The 16,844-nt window shown below is 50.2% G+C and carries 18 protein-coding genes and 1 pseudogene; 2 read left to right on the forward strand and 17 right to left on the reverse strand.

The genetic code is table 11. The features are described from left to right. Nucleotides 1-94 precede the first annotated feature (94 nt). On the forward strand, nucleotides 95-964 hold the full coding sequence (locus tag ACI1P1_RS13240; RefSeq protein WP_416216873.1) for a helix-turn-helix transcriptional regulator: 870 nt from the start codon (nucleotides 95-97) through the stop codon (nucleotides 962-964). 5 nt (nucleotides 965-969) lie between these two features. Here ACI1P1_RS13240 and ACI1P1_RS13245 read toward each other — a convergent pair whose 3' ends face one another. From ACI1P1_RS13245 to ACI1P1_RS13285, 9 genes are all read right to left on the reverse strand, one after another. Beyond that, nucleotides 970-1,470: an NUDIX domain-containing protein gene (locus ACI1P1_RS13245; protein WP_416216874.1), complete on the reverse strand. Its 501-nt coding sequence runs from the start codon at nucleotides 1,468-1,470 to the stop codon at nucleotides 970-972. A 12-nt stretch (nucleotides 1,471-1,482) separates the two neighbouring features. Beyond that, nucleotides 1,483-2,004: a DNA topology modulation protein gene (locus ACI1P1_RS13250; protein WP_416216875.1), complete on the reverse strand. Its 522-nt coding sequence runs from the start codon at nucleotides 2,002-2,004 to the stop codon at nucleotides 1,483-1,485. Between the two features lie 34 nt (nucleotides 2,005-2,038). Next, nucleotides 2,039-2,449, reverse strand: coding sequence for a hypothetical protein (locus ACI1P1_RS13255; protein WP_416216876.1), 411 nt, complete (start codon nucleotides 2,447-2,449; stop codon nucleotides 2,039-2,041). Beyond that, complete coding sequence (locus ACI1P1_RS13260) at nucleotides 2,424-2,996, reverse strand: GNAT family N-acetyltransferase (RefSeq protein ID WP_416216877.1); 573 nt, start codon at nucleotides 2,994-2,996, stop codon at nucleotides 2,424-2,426. The genes ACI1P1_RS13255 and ACI1P1_RS13260 overlap by 26 nt, the downstream gene beginning before the upstream one ends. 2 nt (nucleotides 2,997-2,998) lie before the next feature. After that, the gene (locus ACI1P1_RS13265) at nucleotides 2,999-3,985 is read right to left on the reverse strand and encodes a BadF/BadG/BcrA/BcrD ATPase family protein (RefSeq protein WP_416216878.1); all 987 of its coding nucleotides are present in this window, start codon (nucleotides 3,983-3,985) and stop codon (nucleotides 2,999-3,001) included. Nucleotides 3,986-4,029: 44 nt separating this feature from the next. Continuing rightward, nucleotides 4,030-4,512, reverse strand: a complete 483-nt coding sequence (locus ACI1P1_RS13270) for a DinB family protein (RefSeq protein WP_416216879.1) — start codon at nucleotides 4,510-4,512, stop codon at nucleotides 4,030-4,032. 72 nt (nucleotides 4,513-4,584) lie between these two features. Next, nucleotides 4,585-5,223, reverse strand: a complete 639-nt coding sequence (locus ACI1P1_RS13275; RefSeq protein WP_416216880.1) for a hypothetical protein — start codon at nucleotides 5,221-5,223, stop codon at nucleotides 4,585-4,587. 273 nt (nucleotides 5,224-5,496) lie between these two features. Beyond that, on the reverse strand, nucleotides 5,497-6,873 hold the full coding sequence (locus ACI1P1_RS13280; RefSeq protein WP_416216881.1) for a glycoside hydrolase family protein: 1,377 nt from the start codon (nucleotides 6,871-6,873) through the stop codon (nucleotides 5,497-5,499). Nucleotides 6,874-7,402: 529 nt separating this feature from the next. After that, nucleotides 7,403-9,238 carry a right-handed parallel beta-helix repeat-containing protein gene (locus ACI1P1_RS13285; RefSeq protein WP_416216882.1) on the reverse strand — a complete coding sequence of 612 codons (1,836 nt, stop codon included), beginning with the start codon at nucleotides 9,236-9,238 and terminating at the stop codon, nucleotides 7,403-7,405. 255 nt (nucleotides 9,239-9,493) lie between these two features. On the opposite strand from ACI1P1_RS13285, the gene ACI1P1_RS13290 reads away from it, so the two are divergent. Then, nucleotides 9,494-11,272 carry an aminopeptidase P family protein gene (locus ACI1P1_RS13290; RefSeq protein WP_416216883.1) on the forward strand — a complete coding sequence of 593 codons (1,779 nt, stop codon included), beginning with the start codon at nucleotides 9,494-9,496 and terminating at the stop codon, nucleotides 11,270-11,272. Between the two features lie 58 nt (nucleotides 11,273-11,330). On the opposite strand, the gene ACI1P1_RS13295 is transcribed toward ACI1P1_RS13290, so the two are convergent. The 8 genes and pseudogenes from ACI1P1_RS13295 to ACI1P1_RS13330 all read right to left on the reverse strand — a co-directional run bounded on the left by ACI1P1_RS13295 (nucleotide 11,331) and on the right by ACI1P1_RS13330 (nucleotide 16,820). Then, nucleotides 11,331-11,840 carry a GNAT family N-acetyltransferase gene (locus tag ACI1P1_RS13295; protein ID WP_416216884.1) on the reverse strand — a complete coding sequence of 170 codons (510 nt, stop codon included), beginning with the start codon at nucleotides 11,838-11,840 and terminating at the stop codon, nucleotides 11,331-11,333. Then, a complete protein-coding gene (locus ACI1P1_RS13300; RefSeq protein WP_416216885.1) occupies nucleotides 11,837-12,388 on the reverse strand; it encodes a GNAT family N-acetyltransferase in 552 nt (183 codons plus the stop codon). Before ACI1P1_RS13300 ends, ACI1P1_RS13295 begins: the two co-directional genes overlap by 4 nt. A 157-nt stretch (nucleotides 12,389-12,545) precedes the next feature. After that, nucleotides 12,546-13,196, reverse strand: a complete 651-nt coding sequence (locus tag ACI1P1_RS13305; RefSeq protein ID WP_416217132.1) for a pectate lyase — start codon at nucleotides 13,194-13,196, stop codon at nucleotides 12,546-12,548. 231 nt (nucleotides 13,197-13,427) lie between these two features. Next, on the reverse strand, nucleotides 13,428-13,958 hold the full coding sequence (locus ACI1P1_RS13310) for a hypothetical protein (protein ID WP_416216886.1): 531 nt from the start codon (nucleotides 13,956-13,958) through the stop codon (nucleotides 13,428-13,430). Nucleotides 13,959-14,188: 230 nt separating this feature from the next. Next, a complete protein-coding gene (locus tag ACI1P1_RS13315) occupies nucleotides 14,189-14,680 on the reverse strand; it encodes a pyridoxamine 5'-phosphate oxidase family protein (RefSeq protein ID WP_416216887.1) in 492 nt (163 codons plus the stop codon). Between the two features lie 38 nt (nucleotides 14,681-14,718). Further along, complete coding sequence (coaW, locus tag ACI1P1_RS13320) at nucleotides 14,719-15,537, reverse strand: type II pantothenate kinase (protein WP_416216888.1); 819 nt, start codon at nucleotides 15,535-15,537, stop codon at nucleotides 14,719-14,721. A gap of 140 nt (nucleotides 15,538-15,677) precedes the next feature. Continuing rightward, nucleotides 15,678-16,221 (reverse strand): annotated as a pseudogene (locus tag ACI1P1_RS13325) (HAD-IIIA family hydrolase). A gap of 32 nt (nucleotides 16,222-16,253) precedes the next feature. Further along, on the reverse strand, nucleotides 16,254-16,820 hold the full coding sequence (locus ACI1P1_RS13330; RefSeq protein WP_416216889.1) for a hypothetical protein: 567 nt from the start codon (nucleotides 16,818-16,820) through the stop codon (nucleotides 16,254-16,256). Nucleotides 16,821-16,844: the final 24 nt, after the last annotated feature.

Genomic DNA, 16,844 nt, shown 5'->3' on the forward strand with positions numbered 1-16,844 from the left:
CACCGATCTTACCCCTGCGCAAAAGGGATGACAATCTTAAAGATGTGATCTATACTATAACAAAATTGACTTTTTCGATTATGGAGGTCATCTTATGCTTGAGCCTTCCTCTTATGCATTCCGGAATGAAGATAAATCAATATTGACTATTGACTCTATTGGCTGGCAGATGATCTCCAGCACGGAATACAGCTTCCGCGGTGAAGAAAGGCCGGATTGCGGGCATGTGATTTTCCAATATACCCTAAGTGGCCAAGGTTTTATTGAATATGAGAACCAAGTCCATGATTTACCGAAGGAAACGGGGTTTTTGGTAAAGGTGCCCAGCCAACACCGGTATTATTACAACGGACAGAAGGAGCCCTGGGAGATTATCTGGCTGAATTTGCGGGGGGATGAAGCCAATCGAATCTGGGATTATGTCATAGGATTGGACGTTCCCATCCTGAGGCAGGACTCCGACTCTCCCTTAATTCAAGGCTTCTGGAGACTTATGGAGAAGATAGCGGTGGAAAAGATAACCGATAAATACACATTGTCCGCTCTTGCTTATGAATGGATGCTGCTTCTGGTGCGGACATGCAGGGAGCAAAGCAAGGAGATCAGCGTTACCTCCAGCACGATTATTGAGAAGGCAAAGAAATTTATGAGAGAACACTATCCTTCCGAGCTGACATTGGACATTCTCTCGGAGCATTGCGGCATTAACAAGCATCACTTATGCCGCCTCTTCCAGAAGGCGGAGCAAACCTCACCGCTGGCCTACCTGAGAGACAGGCGGATGGAAGCAGCCATCGCCCTGCTTCGGACAACAGACACCCCCATCCATGAGATTGGCCGGCTATGCGGCTTTGACAGTCCCAGCTACTTCGGCAAGATATTCCGGGAATACATGTCCATGACCCCCAAGGAGTACAGGATGAAAATCCTGGAATTCCCTTACAGCGCCATTTATTATGAGTAACCCGTTCAAAACATCATCGGATCCTTCAGCTTCGCCCATTGGATATAAGGCTCCCCATTATCGCCGATGGCAATAGTGCCTACCTTCACCTCGGTACCGGCAGGATCTTGGAAGTAATCCTCCAGCATCAACCGGTTAATCGTGGACATATGCAGTTGGGCCAGCTCCTCATGCTTGATCCAGAACAGTTCTCCTTCGTCGGATGGAGTGCAATCCTTCCGGTCTGTCTGACCGAAGTAGATATATTGCTGACGGATCTCATCATCCTTCAAACGCAGGAGAATGTAGCGCAAGGAAAACTCCTTGATCTCCTGCTGAGCGATCCCGGATTCTTCATATATCTCTCTCAAAGCAGCAGTCTTCGGGTCATTGATTTCCTCCGGCTCTATATGGCCGCCAACACCGCTCCAAAACTTGAAATTAAAAACCCGGCTGGAGCTGCGTTTTATCATCAGCACCTCGTTTTCGTGAAACAGATACGCTGTGGTCATTTGCCGTACATGCATGAGCTGGCTCCTTTACCTATTTGCATCCGATTCCTTTATCCGTTGAAGGAACCGCTTTGTGTCTTTTGGCGACTTCAGAATGATAATGTGCTTGTCCGGGTGTTTCGCTAGCTGCTGCATGATGCCGGGTATTCTGGTTTTCCTGAAGCTCCACACCCATTTCAAAAACTGGAGATCCAGGGATTCCGGACAATCCAGGTTCATATCAGGCCTCGTTTTGCCGTGATACATGACCCGCCTTTTTAGGACCCGGTAAACCGTTATCCATCGTGAATAGTCCAAGAGAATAACCGTGTCCGCCCGCTTCACCCGGATATCCAAGGTCCTGCTGTAATTCCCGTCAAGGATCCAAGCTTCTTTTTGCACAAGCTCCTCCAAAAAAGCATCCCATTCCTTATTCGGAGTTGGTGTCCAACCGGGCTTCCAATAATAGGCGTCCAGATGGTATAACGGGAGCTTGAACTCCTTCTCCAGCTGCTGGGCCAATGTGGATTTGCCTGAACCACCAGACCCAATGATCAAAATCCGCTGCATGAACTCATCTCCTGACGGCCATAAGCATGAACTCCTACGGAACGTAAATTTCAACAATGGCCAAACATTCGGTACCGTCAGTTTTCACACGGAATGGTTTGGAGGCATAATCTGCGAAATGCTCCCGGAAAAACGATTCATCTACTTTTTTATACTTGGTTGTAAATTCCTCAAATTCAATCACATAGATTTCCAGTTCCCTGGAGGGAGCGTATTCCACAAATTGCGGATCCACATACTTTTTAACATACAGAATAGCTTTATCGTCATAATCAAAAACTGCCTCCTGAAAGCCTATCTTTTCTGCGGCAAGCTGCACATACCCTGTTCGTGTATCCGGAAACTTCCCTTCGATCTCCTCTTGGCTGAACAGCTGGCCGCCGCTCTCACACGCTGTGCCCAGCAAGAGAATGAATAAACTAATTAAGACCCCCAACTGCTTCATCGCTCGCTCCCTTCCACTCATCCCGCAGTAAACCGTAAACAACATGATCATAATACTCGTCATGGTAATAGCTGACGCTTCTTAAGATTCCTTCTTCTCGAAATCCGAGTTTCAAAGGAATGGCTCTGCTCCTGTTGTTGTCCGTTCTCGCTCTTATTTCGATTTTATTCAACCCCATGACTTCGAATCCGTGATGGATCAGAGCCCGACAGCAGGAAGTCATAATTCCTTTTCCTTCATAATCGGAGACCAACCAATATCCAATGGAAGATAGTTTGGTGTTCCAATTCACATCATGAAAGCTAATATTGCCGATATACCTGTCTTCATAAAAAATCCCGGCAGAAAAACCATTGTTCTTTGCATATCTGTGGAGTTCGGCTTCAATGAATTTTCGGATGGCCCCGGAATCTGTTGTAAGCTTTACCCAGGGAAACCATCGTTCAAGATGGCTCCTGTTTCTGTCCACACATTCATAAACCTCATCTGCATGACAATAATGGAGAAGGCGCAAATCCAACTGCCCATTGATTTGGTGTTTGAACATATCTACACTCCCTTCGCATTCGGATGAAGCAGGAGATTGCTCCTTATCTCCGGTCCGATGGGGATGGAGAGCTGCTTGTACGCCAACAAAACCGCTCCTGCTACCGGGGAAAAAACGGGCTGAACGATGGAATACGTTTTGTTTTTTCCGGAATTCAATATGGAATGAAGCTGCTGCCGGAAATACCCGCAGTTGGCCACACTTCCAATGAAGGAAACCTTCACCTCCGGTTGGCTAAAGTACAAGCCCAGCATTTCGATTCCCACTATAATTTCATGGATGGCTCGGTCACAAACCGCTTGAGCCAAAGGACTGCCCGCTTCAGCAGCTCTAGTGATGACAGGCGCCAGATCACCAAACACCCGGTTCCGCTCCCGGCGGTCTTCCACAAACCCGCGGCGGGCAAGCCCGGATAATTCCCCGACGGTGGATACCTTCCAATAAGCAAGAATATCCTCTACCAGACGCTGGTCTCCTCCACTGCTGTTACCCGCTAACAGCTCATAAACAGCGTTATACGCCAGAAACCGGGCAGCACTAGTCGCATAATGATGAAGATCATAGTTGCGGACCTGTTGACCATCCTCGGTAGCTGCGTAAATAATAGATCCGGTTCCGGCTATGACAATCATGCCCGGTTCTGTGCCCAATGCTCCGCTATGCGCCACCACCGCATCATTCACATGTTTCTTCGGGCAATCCAGACCCTCCACCTCTGTCAGGGGAAGCACCCAATCCAGATCCGCCTCCGCATCAAACCCTGCAATACCCGCGGTCAGCATGGCTGCTTGCGCCACATCTTTTTCCGCCAGATCAAGTGCCCTCTTGATTGCCTGCTGCACATTCCGGCTTGCATTCACGTCCTTATGTACGGATGAGGCGCCATTCTCTATGTAGGAAAGCACCCTTCCGTCCAAATCCGCCACCATCACCCGTGTCTGTGTACCGCCTCCGTCAATCCCAATGACAACCTTATCCCGTGTCTCCATCGTTGCCCGCGCCTCCCCCAGTCATCTCCGGCTCTTCTATGACACTATTCCGTGAGGCTTTTCACTATGATCTGCTTCATGTGATGCAGCAGGTGGTTGACATAATCTTCAATCAGCCAACCTAACGTGATGGTAATTTCGTCATCCAATATGACAGGTTTGGCGAGGTCCTCAGCACTTCCATTTTTCAATACATACAGCAGCTGTCTATTCAAAAGGGTCCACAGCATGATCATTTCCCGATATGTATAATTGGTTGAATAGCCGTGCAGCGCAACCCATTGATTTTGTTGATACTTTTCGATCCGGACGGGATCGGAGGCCAGCTTAATTTTCACAAACCGCATATGATTATTCGTAGCGGAATCACAGAGATGGCCGAGAATTTCCTGCTTGGACCAGCTCTCCTGGTTTGTTTTCTGAAGCGCTTCCTCTTCCGCATTTTCTTCTAAGCAGGATGGAATAGTTAGAATCAGGTGTTCCAGTTTTTGCACGACACTCATTTCGATTCCTCCTTTATTCTTCATACGGATTGCCCCCAAAAGGCGTAAAACAGTTCAGCCCAATGCTCCTTTGGGGGCATCCGCCTGGTACGGCATTTACTTCCCGGGGTCTATCCGGAGAATGGAGCTGATCTGGTTGAACAATGCGGGTGTAATCCCTTCTGTTAGACCAAATTTGCGGGCAGTAGCGGGTGTAACCTGCAAAAAAGACTCTACAAAAATCTCTTCCCCCACTTTCAGACGGAGGCTCTGTGTGACAGCTCCGCGGCTCAGCTGCAACGGGTATTTGATCAGTCCCAAAGCCACAGTACCAATAGCGGAAACAAATATTTCATTGTCGCTGATTGGAGTAAACACCGGCTGACCATCTGGCGGAGCTTCGATCACTGTATTTCCGATACGGACCGCTATGTTTGTACGTGAAACCGGTTTGGCCACGAAGGTCATACTCCGGTCGGCCGTGTTATACCGGAGGCGATACCTCCGTTTGTTGATCAGACCCAATGTCCGGGCCGTTGCCCTGCCTACCGAGATCATATTGTCGATACATTCGGAAGCGTCATTGTTACCAAGAATTACGGTTGCTCTTGCATTGCCTTTTCTCAAAATGGTTCTGCCAGCGGGAATCTCTACTCCAAAGGAAGGTAAGGGAGAACCTCCGCAATTGCCTAGCAGCTCTGCTTCTTTCCCCAAATCCTTATCAATTACAGCATCGAAGATTGCACGGTAAATCATTGGAATGCGCCACATCCTTCACCGTTGTGAAATTAGGGCTCCCCTTTTGCTAAAAAGTGAAAGCTCATAATAGGGTATGTGACCATTCGTCTTCTTGCGCTCAATTTGCCGGTAAAGGGGAATCCGTTAGACGTAGAACACTCCTCAGTGTAAATGAAACGCTTCCTAAATTCTATATTTTCTCATAAATTTCAAACTCCTACAAAAAAAGAGCCTTCTTTGTCCAAAAGAAGGCTCCTCCTTATGAAATTTGGGCTGGTGCAATGTGGCCGCTTAATGGAGTCCTCTCATATCGGAATGTACCCGGATGGCTCCCGTTCCCTGGTTGATAACAGCGGAGAAGTTCTCCTCCATCTCCACACTGCCGGACGTCAGCAGACGAATTTCCTTGCCGTCCACCTCATTTTCCACCAGCAGCATCTGTCCTTTCTTCTGAAATACACATCCCGTCAGTTGGACCGTGGTAGGCGGATATTGCTCCATTGCCTGGTTCCCGGTGAAACGGATGACGTTGTCCCGGAGGACGGAATGGAGGATGCTCACCATGTCCACCGGCGTGTTAATGAGCAGGAACGGCGTCGGGTGGCTGTGTAGCACACGCACTTGCTCGAACACCAGATGCTCCTGCCGGGGGACAGGTGCAGCGGGGTAATAGGAGCGGCTGAACCTGTCATTGTCAAAATGGATGGAAAAGGCAGGCCGGGCTTTATGCAGATAAATATGGCGAAAGGACACATTCCTCACTCCCGCCGTATACACCGGATCGCGCTGGACCATAGTCCAGGAGATGCCGTCCAGGACGGCCGTACCCTGTTCATGAGTCGGCCTGGTTCGGGAAATGTAACGCTGCCCATCCGGCTCCGCCTTAACCCGGTAAAGACGCCCTCCAGATACCACCGTATCGGACTTCTGGACCTCCATGCTCTCCCGCCAATCCGTCCATGCCCCGGCCAGAATTCGGCAGAAATAACCGACGCAGGGCTGATTCTCCTCCCCGCCGGACAGATCGTAGCAATGCTCGATAACCCCCTCTTCGATCCAGCCCAGCTCCGGATTGCCCACATCGTAATCATGGCCGTTCAGGGCTACCGCATCGTCGTAGGTGTCAAATCTGCCGTCCGTGATCCGGAACCGTTTGCCCCGGCCGAGATGAATACCGTCCTTCATCCCCTTAATGACCGTATCCTGGATCAGCAAATCCTCAAAAGTGCAAACGTGTATGCCATATTGGGCGCTCCCCAAATCCAAACAGCGGAACCCGGTAATCCTCACATCCCTGGCGTAGAAAAAAGCAAGCTGCCCGTGCAGGCCAAACACATCCCGGAAGGTCCGGATGTCCATGCCGTTTACCTGGATATGGAGATTTTCAATGGAAATATGCTCATCCCAGCTGCGGGTTAACGCCCCTTTATTCAGCAGCACATGGGAAAATGCCACGGCCTCGTTCACCTTCTGCACCGTCGTTCCGTATCCGAAAATGAGGCTGGTGTTGCTGCCGATATACACCGTCTGCGCCAGCTTGTATAGACCCGGCCGGGAGACGGTAACCGTGCCTCCCCGGTCCAACGCGCGCTGCAGCGCTTTCGCGTTCTCTATTCCTGTGGCTTCCGGATGAAAGCCATAATCTGCGGCATCCGCCCATCGGTTCATAATTGAAGCTCCTTTCGGATTTACAATGTGGGGTTGCGTCCCGTCCCATAGAGGATAGCGGAAGGCAATGTTCCTCTATTGCTGGAGGAGGGCGAGAATTGGGCAATAACGGAAGGCATTCTTCCGTTATTGCCTTGGTTTCGCGTGCGTACGCCGGAGCCGGAGGTCAATAGAGGAAGGTCCCCTTCCTCTATTGGACCCAATGCGGCGGCGGAGCTATAAACAGCGGACATCTGGGTTCCGCTATCTCGGGGTACGAGGATTTGACTTGGCAGCAGCCAAGGCTTTAGGCGGCTTAGCCATTAGCTTCGGCGGAATAGCGGAAGCGTTTTTCCGCTATTCCACAGCCTGTCCCCATTTCCCTTGGATAACGGAAGCGTTTTTCCGCTATCTCCCCCACAGCGAGCTGGCGGATGCTGTACGGTGGCTATTAGCGGAAGAATATTTCCGCTATCCGGACAAAACAACAGCATCATCAGCCAATAGCGGAAATCTGCTTCCACTATTCTAAATTACACAGCCCCACCTCCTACTCACTCCCGAGCCGCATCTCACCGCTCAGCTCCAACAAGTGATCGTCTACCCGAAGCATTCCCGGCTGCCCCGCGAAGCTGTTCCCACTGGCCTCCAACTGGCCGCATGCGCGCAGCTCCACCGCCTCTACCGCTCCGCCATGCGGCGGATAAGTACCTGACGGCTCCACCCGGTTATCCCGGAACACCAGCCGCTCCAAAGAATGGCCCCGCACCAGCCCCCGATCGAAGGTGCGAAAGGAATTGCCCTCAATAATAACCTCCCCGTGGTAATATCCGTGCCGGGGAGCCAGATTTTTCACAACGGGGTCGATGTCGATGACCGCCTTGCCCCAGCTGGGATAGGCGTAATTGCAATCTCCGAAGCGATTGTTGCGGATAACAATCCGGCGTGTCGCTCCCGACTCAAACCAGAAATTCACATCGCCGCAGATTTTGATGCCCGCGCCTGGCGCGCTGATATCATTATCCTCCACTAACACCTCGCCCGGAGTGGTCAACAGCAGCCCCCTCGCCCGATTCTTGCGGACGGTGCAGCCCCGGATCACCACATCCGCCGAACGCCCCCGGTTTTCTACCGCATCCCCAGGCCCAAACTCAGCCGGAATCTCTCCGGCAAACACCATCACCATATACTCCCGGTTCACCCGCTCCACAGCAGCCAGCTCCAGAGCGCCACAGGCCTGCAGGGTTTTCCCGCTGACAAAGGTGAGAGATTCTCCCGCCTCCGCGATCTCCATTCCCTGCTGCTGCCCATGCACCAGCCGCACGAGAAGCGTATCCGATGCCAGCAGTCTGACAATGCTGCCATAGATGCCGTGAATATTGCACGGGTCATCCAATTGGTACTCCAAGAGACAGTCGGTCAGAGACACTGTCCCGCTGCAATACACAAAATGAGTAGCATCCGCTTTGGTGCTGAATACCCTCGATGTTCCCGGCCGCAACGTCACCTGAAACCGGTGCAGGCTAACATCCCTGCTGTTTTGGGCAATCACTCCCATACCCAACGCATGGTAGATGGTCACATCCTCCACCCGGATATCGCTGCACCTGGAAAGCGCGATTGCCGGATGGTCCCGCAAACCGCAGCGAAAGATCATCTTGTTGCCGTTCACCGGGCGCCGAGCAGACCGGTTTCCCGTATACCGTATTACACCTGGCCCTCGCTCCTCCACGCTTAATCCTCCGTAGCTGTCATAGCTCCACTGGTCTGCACTGCCATAGGCCGTCGCGCGTGTGAGCGGATCAAACTCCAGCAGTCCCCAAACGTCACGCTCCCATTCTTCACCTTGAACCACCAGCTTTCCATCAGCCACCCGGTAATGGTAGCCTTCATCCAATGCAATGTCGAACCAATTCCCATCGGCTGCCACGACTGTTCCTTGGCCCATCATGGGAATGTCCCAATCCACCTTGAAGCCGGTGAGTCGCACATTTGCGCTATTTTCCAACCAGAAGGGAATAATCAGCGAATGAAAAATAAACTCCGCTCCTTCGGCATCCAGAGTGAAGTTCCGCATCCCTGTTAACGGAAATGCCACACGGCGGCTACAATCATTATCGTGGTTGGAAATCGTGAAAACTCCTTCATAAGCCAGCTCCGGCCAAAAATCGTACCTTCCCGGCGGAAACCACAGAACAGCTTCCGGTATGGTTCGGCAATGCTGAATGGCCCGGTACACGGCCAAGGCCTGATCCTCCCCGGTATCCGGCATAATACCGAAGGATGCTGCATCCACGATCTGGGCTTTTCCCGGATCAGCCCACTTTTGCAGCCCCTCCGCATCTGAGGCTTCCCGCACCGTTTGCCCGTGTTTTATATCAGCCAACGTGTATCCCTCCTAATCCGCACGGAATAACTATAACTTCCCCCTCCACTATAACCCGCTAACGCTGTGTCCTTCTTGTATGAAATTTGCGCAGGCTAGTGTGAAATTTCAGGAATGGTGTGAAAAAACAGCATCTGACTACACCGCTTTATCAAAGTGCCGTTTTACCCCAATGAAGTGAAAAACGGTATTATTCTGTTATACTTCTCGTAGAGAATCATTATCTGTTGAAGTCAATCTGAGGAGACGTTGCACATGAATACCAGCGAAAAGCTAAGTCAACTGCGAGTTTGGATGGAAAAGGAAGGCATTGATGCTTGCCTGGTGCCCAGCGCAGACGCTCACATGAGCGAATATGTGGGTGAGTATTGGAAAGGCAGGCAGTGGATTACCGGCTTCACCGGTTCAGCCGGAACTGCTGTAATTGCCCGGGAGGATGCAGGCCTGTGGACTGACGGCAGATATTTTATCCAGGCGGCCAATCAACTGGAGGGCAGCGGCATTCGGCTCTTCAAAATGGGTGAGCTTGGTGTGCAAAGCCATGAGGAATGGCTGGCGGAGATTCTGCCCCAAGGCGGCTGTCTGGCAGTGGATGGCAGAAGCCTATCTGTGAGTGCCTTCAATAAACTGTCCGCCCTGCTTGCAGACAAATCGGCGAGCATTCGCACGGATTTGGATCCGGTTGGGGCAGTGTGGTCAGACCGGCCAGCTATTCCCGGTGATAAACTCTACATACATGATGCCGTTTATGCAGGTAAAACCCGGCTTGAGAAGCTGGCGGAGATCCGCCAAGCAATGAAAGCCCGCCATGCGGACTTCTATCTGCTGCCGGTGCTGGATGAAATCTGCTGGCTGTTTAATATCCGGGGCAATGATATTCCCCATAATCCTTATGTGACCGCATATGCCGTGATTGGCGAACAAAAGGCTTATCTTTTCGTTGAGCCGCACAAGGTTGGTCAGGCGGAACGGGAGCTTCTTATGCAGGATGGCATCCATATCCAAGGGTATGGAGAGATTTACAGCTTCCTGGGCAAGCTGGACGATAACACCTCTATCCTGCTGGATCCGGAAAAAACCAATGCCAGCCTCTACCGCGCCATTCCCGTGTCCGCCCGGAAAATCATCTCCGAAGGACTGGTCACCCCAATCAAAGCCATCAAAAACGAAGTGGAAATCGGCAATATTCGCGATTCCTATATCAAGGACGCGGTGGCGTTGGTCAAGCTGTTCAAGTGGCTGAAGGAAACCGTGCCGCATCAGGACGTAACTGAAACCGACGCGGATCTGAAGGGACTGGAATTCCGCAAGGAGCTGCCGCTGTTCGTTGACCTCAGCTTCTCCACCATTTCCGCTTATGGTGATCACGCTGCTATGATGCATTACCGGGCTCTGCCTGATGCCCAATATTCCCTGATGAATGAAGGGTTCTATCTGTTGGATTCCGGTTCGCATTTCCTGAACGGCACCACAGACATCACCCGTACCCTTGCCCTGGGCAAGCTGACGGATGAACAGATCAAGGACTTTACGCTGGTGCTGAAATCGGTTATTGCTTTATCCACCGCTAAATTCCTGTACGGCACCACCGGCTCCCATCTGGATGTGCTGGCCCGGAAGCCCTTGTGGGATAACGGACTGGACTACAAATGCGGCACCGGCCACGGGGTCGGTTATTTCTCCAATGTCCATGAGGAGCCTCACCGGTTTAACCAGAAGCTGCTGAACGTCCGGCTGGAGCCCGGCATGAGCATCACGGTAGAACCCGGTGTATATAAGGAAGGGCGTCACGGCATCCGTACGGAGAATACACTCCTGGTCATCCAGGATGAAACCACGGAGTTTGGCTCCTTCCTCCGGTTCGAAACGTTGTGCTTCCTGCCCATCGACCGGAAGGCCATTGACGCTGCACTTCTCTCCCCCTTCGAGCTGGAGTGGATCAATGCCTACCATCAGCAGGTGTACGATAAGCTGTCCGTTCATCTGGACGATGCCCATAAGGAATGGCTCAAGCAGGAGACTGCTGCGCTCTAGTCCTTTGTTTATCAAAAACAGACCGTCCGCTTCCGCAGATGGTCTGTTTTACATACGCTCACACCTTATTTTTACTATACAAACAGGTCAGCACATCCCTGTTTCTTGTGTTGATAAACTCCTTTTCCAGCTGCATGCCCAGCTTTTCAGCCACCCTCCGGGAGGAAATATGCTCCGCCGGCATATTGGCGCACAGCCGCGGCAGCTGCAGTTCCTCAAAACCATACCGCATGATTTCGGCAGCAGCTTCTCCTCCATAACCATGTCCCCAATATTGGGCATGAATAATGTAGCCTAGGTCGTATTCCGGGTTGCCGTCAAGGACCTGGTTCACAATGCCCGCATCTCCAATAAGGTCTCCCGTTTCCTTCAACAGGACAGCACATCGCCCGATGCCAATACCATAATTTTCGATGCCTCTATGTTGAATCCAATCCTCTACTTGGGCCAGGCTGAACGGCTTCGGCCAGAAGGCTATGGTATCCGGGTCGGACAAAATCTCATACAGCTCGTGGACATCCTCTGTTGTGTAGGGCCGGATGAGTAATCGTTGGCTTTCCAGTATCATGTTGGTTCTCCTTTGTCGCTTCCACAAACATACTCACTCTCGAGAATTGAATAAAGGTAGGAATCCTGCCACTTCCCATTTTTCAGAAAATGCTCTCTCAGGTGGCCTTCCCGTTTCATACCGATTTTCTCCATAACCTTATAAGAACCGGTATTCTCCGGCCGGCAGGTGGCATATATCCGATGGAGCTTCAATTCCCGGAAGCCAAACTCCAGCATGGAACGGGCCACTTCCGTGGCGATGCCTTTGCCCCAATGGACTTTGGAGATGGTATACCCAAGCTCCGCATTGGATTTCTCCGCTTTGAGACAGCAATTTCCCAATACCTCACCGGTTGATGAATCGACAATGACCATTTCATAAGTGGTCCGGGGCAGCTGGAATTGGCTTTGAATGGCAGCATTAACAAATTGCCTGGTCTCTTCTTCTGTATTCGGTCCCCAAAATGTATACCGGGTTACCTCTTCGTCAGAGCAATAAGTATGAATCTGAACCCAATCCTCTTCCACAAAATCTCTAATCATGAACCTTTCCGTAGCCAGCTTCAAAAACTCCCCGCCTCCCTGATCCGCTCTCACACGTTTCCACTATAAACCAGTCTTTCCCTGTTCGTACAGGAAATTTTAGATATAACAAAACAGCCCGCTCTTCTAGAAAAAGAAGAACGGGCTGCCCCTGTCAATTGACGATGGCTAAGTTAAAACCTTAGTATTTGGTATTGCCGGACTGGCTGGTTTTACCGCTTGCAAAACCCTTGAACAACGTAGGCATATTATGATAGCGGGTATTGGTAATTTTTGCAGAGCTGGAGCTGCTGTCCGTCCGGAAAATGGAATCCTTCACATCGGAGATGTCCGAGTTATCTAGCGTAAATACAACCGTATAGGACGTGCCTCCATTCTGCCGGGCCAGCTTGCCGATATCATTGGCCTTGAAATTTTTAATGTTAATGGTGCCGGACGCATTCATCTGAAACACCTTGTCATAGGCCTTGTACGCTCCCCCGCCTGTAATATTCACAGTGCCGGAGGACTTCAGCGTAAGGGCATCCTCCCCTACGTCCAGCCAGGTGACATTCGAGATGGTGGCGTTTCCATATACATGGACGCCATCTGCGGCCGGGGCGCCAATATAGACGTTCTTCAGTGTTGCGTTATTTTCCAGACGGAAAATGGGCTTTTGGTTCTCCGCTTGGCTGCCGTCGCCAAGCGTACTGGGATTGGCCACATATGTTTGACCCTTACCATCGAAGGTCTCCCCTGCCTTCACCAAAATGGTGCTGTTAACGACAGTGGGGGCTGCGCTTGCGGAATGAACCCCGATGCTGAGAAACACCAAGCATGCGGATAACATCATGACTAACCATTTTTTCAATGGACATTCCTGCCTTTCAATCCGATTTTCTGATTCACGTGTGCATGTACCGGGGATTCCCCGCCATGCCATGCAGCAGCCGCAAAATGTGCACCTTTTACGCTGCTGGTTCATATCTATTCCTATTCAGAACTTGACAGAACAGGTTTTTATGTAATTTTAATACAATAACACAAGAAAGGATTCAAAACTTTGCTTTATTTGTCCCTCTGACTATTTTCTCCGGAAGGAGCTTGAGGTATAGCTTACGACAACTTCCCCTTTTCCCCGCACATAGCGCAAATGCCAGGGCAGGAAAAAGAAGAAAAACAGAAAATACAAAGGGATGGAATACCAGACCTGCCAGCCCTTCTGCGTAAAGAACCCAACCGTTACCAGCCAGTATTCCAGCGCAACGGCCAGCAATGTAAAGCCGATACTCATCGCCCACTTTATGTTCGGCTTGTAGAAATTCAAGAATAACAAGGATATGCTGGACGGTGCGAAGGTAAATACGATGATATCCGCAATGCCGCCGATGGAGGGGTCCCCGGAATCAAGCAGATCCAGCTGAAAAAATAAGACAATGTTACCCAACCATGCTGCCGTTGAGATAATTCCGAAGGTCACGTAGTATTCCCGCCAAGTCAGTTTTCGTTTCAAAAGAAGAGCAAGCAGGAGGAGCAAAGCGCCTGTACTGTATACCACCCAAGCACCTTTGGCATGAAGATCCAAACGGTTCATTACCTCTGACCAATATTCCACCCATCATCACCTCTACACCTTTTAATATTACTATGGGCAATTTAGGTAATAATTATAATAAGGCGAAAATAAGAAAAGACAAGGCAATAACGGGATATCGGCTCTATCCATCAATGTAAAAAGAGAATTATTAATCTTATTTCTCTTTTTTTACCATATTGATTTTCCCGCCGTCCCCATGAAAAAAAGCTCCCCCTATGCAGCGGGAGAGCTTGATGTTCATTTAGTCTCTAAAATATACCCCCATTTTCCATGTGGGTCTTATTCACAAAATCCATGTGGTATAATTTTTCCCAATGATTGATGTTTAAGGTTCCCTTTGTAAGATGGATGGCTAAGATGCAGCAATTTTCGTCTTTTTCATTGTTGGCCATATCGTACCATTCAGAAAACGCTGTACGGAGCTTGGTTCTTATTTCGGCATTATTGGGATCAAGTACCCATCCCAGGTTTTCTGCTATTCCACTAGCGGTAAACATCTCTAAGCAACCTGCAATTGATACCTCCGCGTTGTTTGCGATTTGCTGCATTTTGTTTGATTTCCCATAGGTAACCACATAAAATGTGCCGTCCTCGTAATAAGCGTCTATACTGCGGACAACCGGGCGTTGCATCCCGTTGGCTCCTGGCTCCCGCGCAATCGTCGCAAGGGAAATTACATTGTCTTTGCCATTGCCGAACTTTTCTTCGATTAATTGCAGCCCTTCTTCATAATTGCTCATTGAATCTCCTCCAGCTTTTAATCTCGTATGGGTAGTTCTTATTCCCCTAACGACAACAACGCCCCGATGGCTCCGCTGTACTCCCCTTTATCCAACAGGATGGGAGTTCCACCCCGCAGGATGGTGTAATCCACCACGACCTTCTTCAACAGATCGTTCCCAATGAAGGATGAACCGATATAGACGACTGAGGAAACGCCATATTGCAAGGCCGCATGTACACTTACGGTTGTGACGGTTTCCCCCACCAGCCCGATAACAGAGGCCAAGAGATCGGATGGATTTAACTCCTCGGGAGAATGAGGGATATGGCCGAAATTACTCGCCGTCAAATCGCCAGGAATCGGAGGCACCGCCCCTTCATAAATATGGCTGACCTTGAGATCCACCTTCTCGCGCAATCCGTGGGGAGCCTCTTGGACAATCTCGCCGAATTCCCCTGCTCCGGTCAGGAGCTTGGATAACCCCAGCATCGTTCCTCCCCCAACTCCCGTTCCGCCGATCCGGAAGTGCTCCTCCGGTTTCACAATATGTATAGAGGTGCCGGTTCCCACATTGGTTAGCACGAATTCGGGAGGAGCGTTCTCTGTGTCCTGCAGCAGCCGGAGTACACCCTTGCAGGTGGCTTCGAACTCCACAATTTGCTTGACGCTCTGTTCCAGCCGCTTTTGGAGCACCTCGCTTTTCCCACCCGTGATACAATACTCCGCCTGGGGAAAATGCTGTTTCAGCCAATCCACAGCCTTCGCCATCTGCCGGGTCGGAAACTTAACCAGCTCCAACTTCCCTTGATCTATGTAGGCAATCTTAATCAGCGTTCCACCTGCATCAATTCCAATCTGAGTTAAAGCATTCAAGATAGATCCCTCCTGGTGTCATAGAAGCTTCGGAGCCGCGGCGCTTAATAACGCTCCAAATCTATTACAACTATAAACCAGTCATATCCGAAATGGTAGCTCAAATATACATGAAATTGGGAATTTATCCTCTGAATCGGTTATGGATTGGCGTCTTGCAGGAGCCAACGAACAGCCTCCAACACATCACTTGCGATATAATCCGGCTCCGTCTGTGCCCATTTCGTCCTAAATTTTGTCAAAAAAGCCTTCCCCCCAACCGGTACGGACCAGAATTTTGGTGGCACCAACAGCGTGCGCAGCTAGCATATCGGTATCCCCTACGTCACCGATCACGACACATTTCGTTAGATCGAGGCCGTGCTGGTGGGCTGCATCAAGCAGCATTCCCGGCTTTGGCTTGCGGCAATTGCACTCTTCTTCATGCGGGCATATGAAGGCTTGGTCAAAGCCAAACTGTCTGAACTGCTCCTCAAAATCAGCAACCGTCGCTTCTCCCCGGGATATCCGGTATTGATTGGTAACGGCAAATACCGGGATTCCGTTAGCTTTAAGAAGATCAATAGCCCCCTGAGCCATGGGGTACAACGTAAAGTCTCTGGGGTGGATAAAATGTCCTGTCCCCCCAATTGTTCCATCCAGGTCCATAAACACGGCTTGAATATCCAGCTTCCCTTCGTACATCGACGCTTAACCTCCTCAGAGATCTACGACAGTTATGGTTGAGTTATTGGTTTTACTGTTACTTGATTGGAATCGCTCAATAGATATCCTTGAATAAAATATTGGTGTCTTCCATAGCGGTCCGTAATTTTCATGTTACCTGAGGATATTTCAAACTGATCGGATTCATGATCATTCACAATCCCGCTCATAATCAGGTAACCACGGATCATGGTGGACCGCAGTCCTTTATTATGGACACTGCCTTTCATTTTGAAGCTTAACTGCCCGCTATTCAACAGCTTGTAACGGTCCTTTTCCTTTACATAGATAATCGAGTTATTGGACTCTCCCGTTTTCTTATATTCATAGGAATACACATATACGAGCATGTCCCCGACCTGCTTGCTTGTTTCGATTCGAACAGCTTTCACATTTTTCTTGCCGCCGGCACTAGCATAGACGCGGCTGACAATATCATCGGGAATATCCTTCAAAGCGTAGGTACGGTCTCCCACGTTCATTTTGATAACCAACAGAACCAAAGCCATGAAGATAAAGGCACAGCCGAGAATGAACCGTGTGTCGGGTTTTGTAATCCGGTTCAGTTTATTCATCATTGTGCTTCCCTTCCTGTAACCCTC

Origin of the sequence: Paenibacillus mesotrionivorans (assembly GCF_046098205.1) — a bacterium.
Classification (GTDB): Bacteria; Bacillota; Bacilli; order Paenibacillales; family NBRC-103111; genus Paenibacillus_AR; species Paenibacillus_AR mesotrionivorans.

Bases quoted from the DNA above. Each gene is read 5' to 3' on its own strand.
- ACI1P1_RS13240 (WP_416216873.1), top strand. From the start codon at position 95: ATGCTTGAGCCTTCCTCTTATGCATTCCGGAATGAAGATAAATCAATA.
- ACI1P1_RS13245 (WP_416216874.1), bottom strand. From the start codon at position 1,470: ATGCATGTACGGCAAATGACCACAGCGTATCTGTTTCACGAAAACGAG.
- ACI1P1_RS13250 (WP_416216875.1), bottom strand. From the start codon at position 2,004: ATGCAGCGGATTTTGATCATTGGGTCTGGTGGTTCAGGCAAATCCACA.
- ACI1P1_RS13255 (WP_416216876.1), bottom strand. From the start codon at position 2,449: ATGAAGCAGTTGGGGGTCTTAATTAGTTTATTCATTCTCTTGCTGGGC.
- ACI1P1_RS13260 (WP_416216877.1), bottom strand. From the start codon at position 2,996: ATGTTCAAACACCAAATCAATGGGCAGTTGGATTTGCGCCTTCTCCAT.
- ACI1P1_RS13265 (WP_416216878.1), bottom strand. From the start codon at position 3,985: ATGGAGACACGGGATAAGGTTGTCATTGGGATTGACGGAGGCGGTACA.
- ACI1P1_RS13270 (WP_416216879.1), bottom strand. From the start codon at position 4,512: ATGAAGAATAAAGGAGGAATCGAAATGAGTGTCGTGCAAAAACTGGAA.
- ACI1P1_RS13275 (WP_416216880.1), bottom strand. From the start codon at position 5,223: ATGATTTACCGTGCAATCTTCGATGCTGTAATTGATAAGGATTTGGGG.
- ACI1P1_RS13280 (WP_416216881.1), bottom strand. From the start codon at position 6,873: ATGAACCGATGGGCGGATGCCGCAGATTATGGCTTTCATCCGGAAGCC.
- ACI1P1_RS13290 (WP_416216883.1), top strand. From the start codon at position 9,494: ATGAATACCAGCGAAAAGCTAAGTCAACTGCGAGTTTGGATGGAAAAG.
- ACI1P1_RS13295 (WP_416216884.1), bottom strand. From the start codon at position 11,840: ATGATACTGGAAAGCCAACGATTACTCATCCGGCCCTACACAACAGAG.
- ACI1P1_RS13305 (WP_416217132.1), bottom strand. From the start codon at position 13,196: ATGATGTTATCCGCATGCTTGGTGTTTCTCAGCATCGGGGTTCATTCC.
- ACI1P1_RS13315 (WP_416216887.1), bottom strand. From the start codon at position 14,680: ATGAGCAATTATGAAGAAGGGCTGCAATTAATCGAAGAAAAGTTCGGC.
- ACI1P1_RS13330 (WP_416216889.1), bottom strand. From the start codon at position 16,820: ATGATGAATAAACTGAACCGGATTACAAAACCCGACACACGGTTCATT.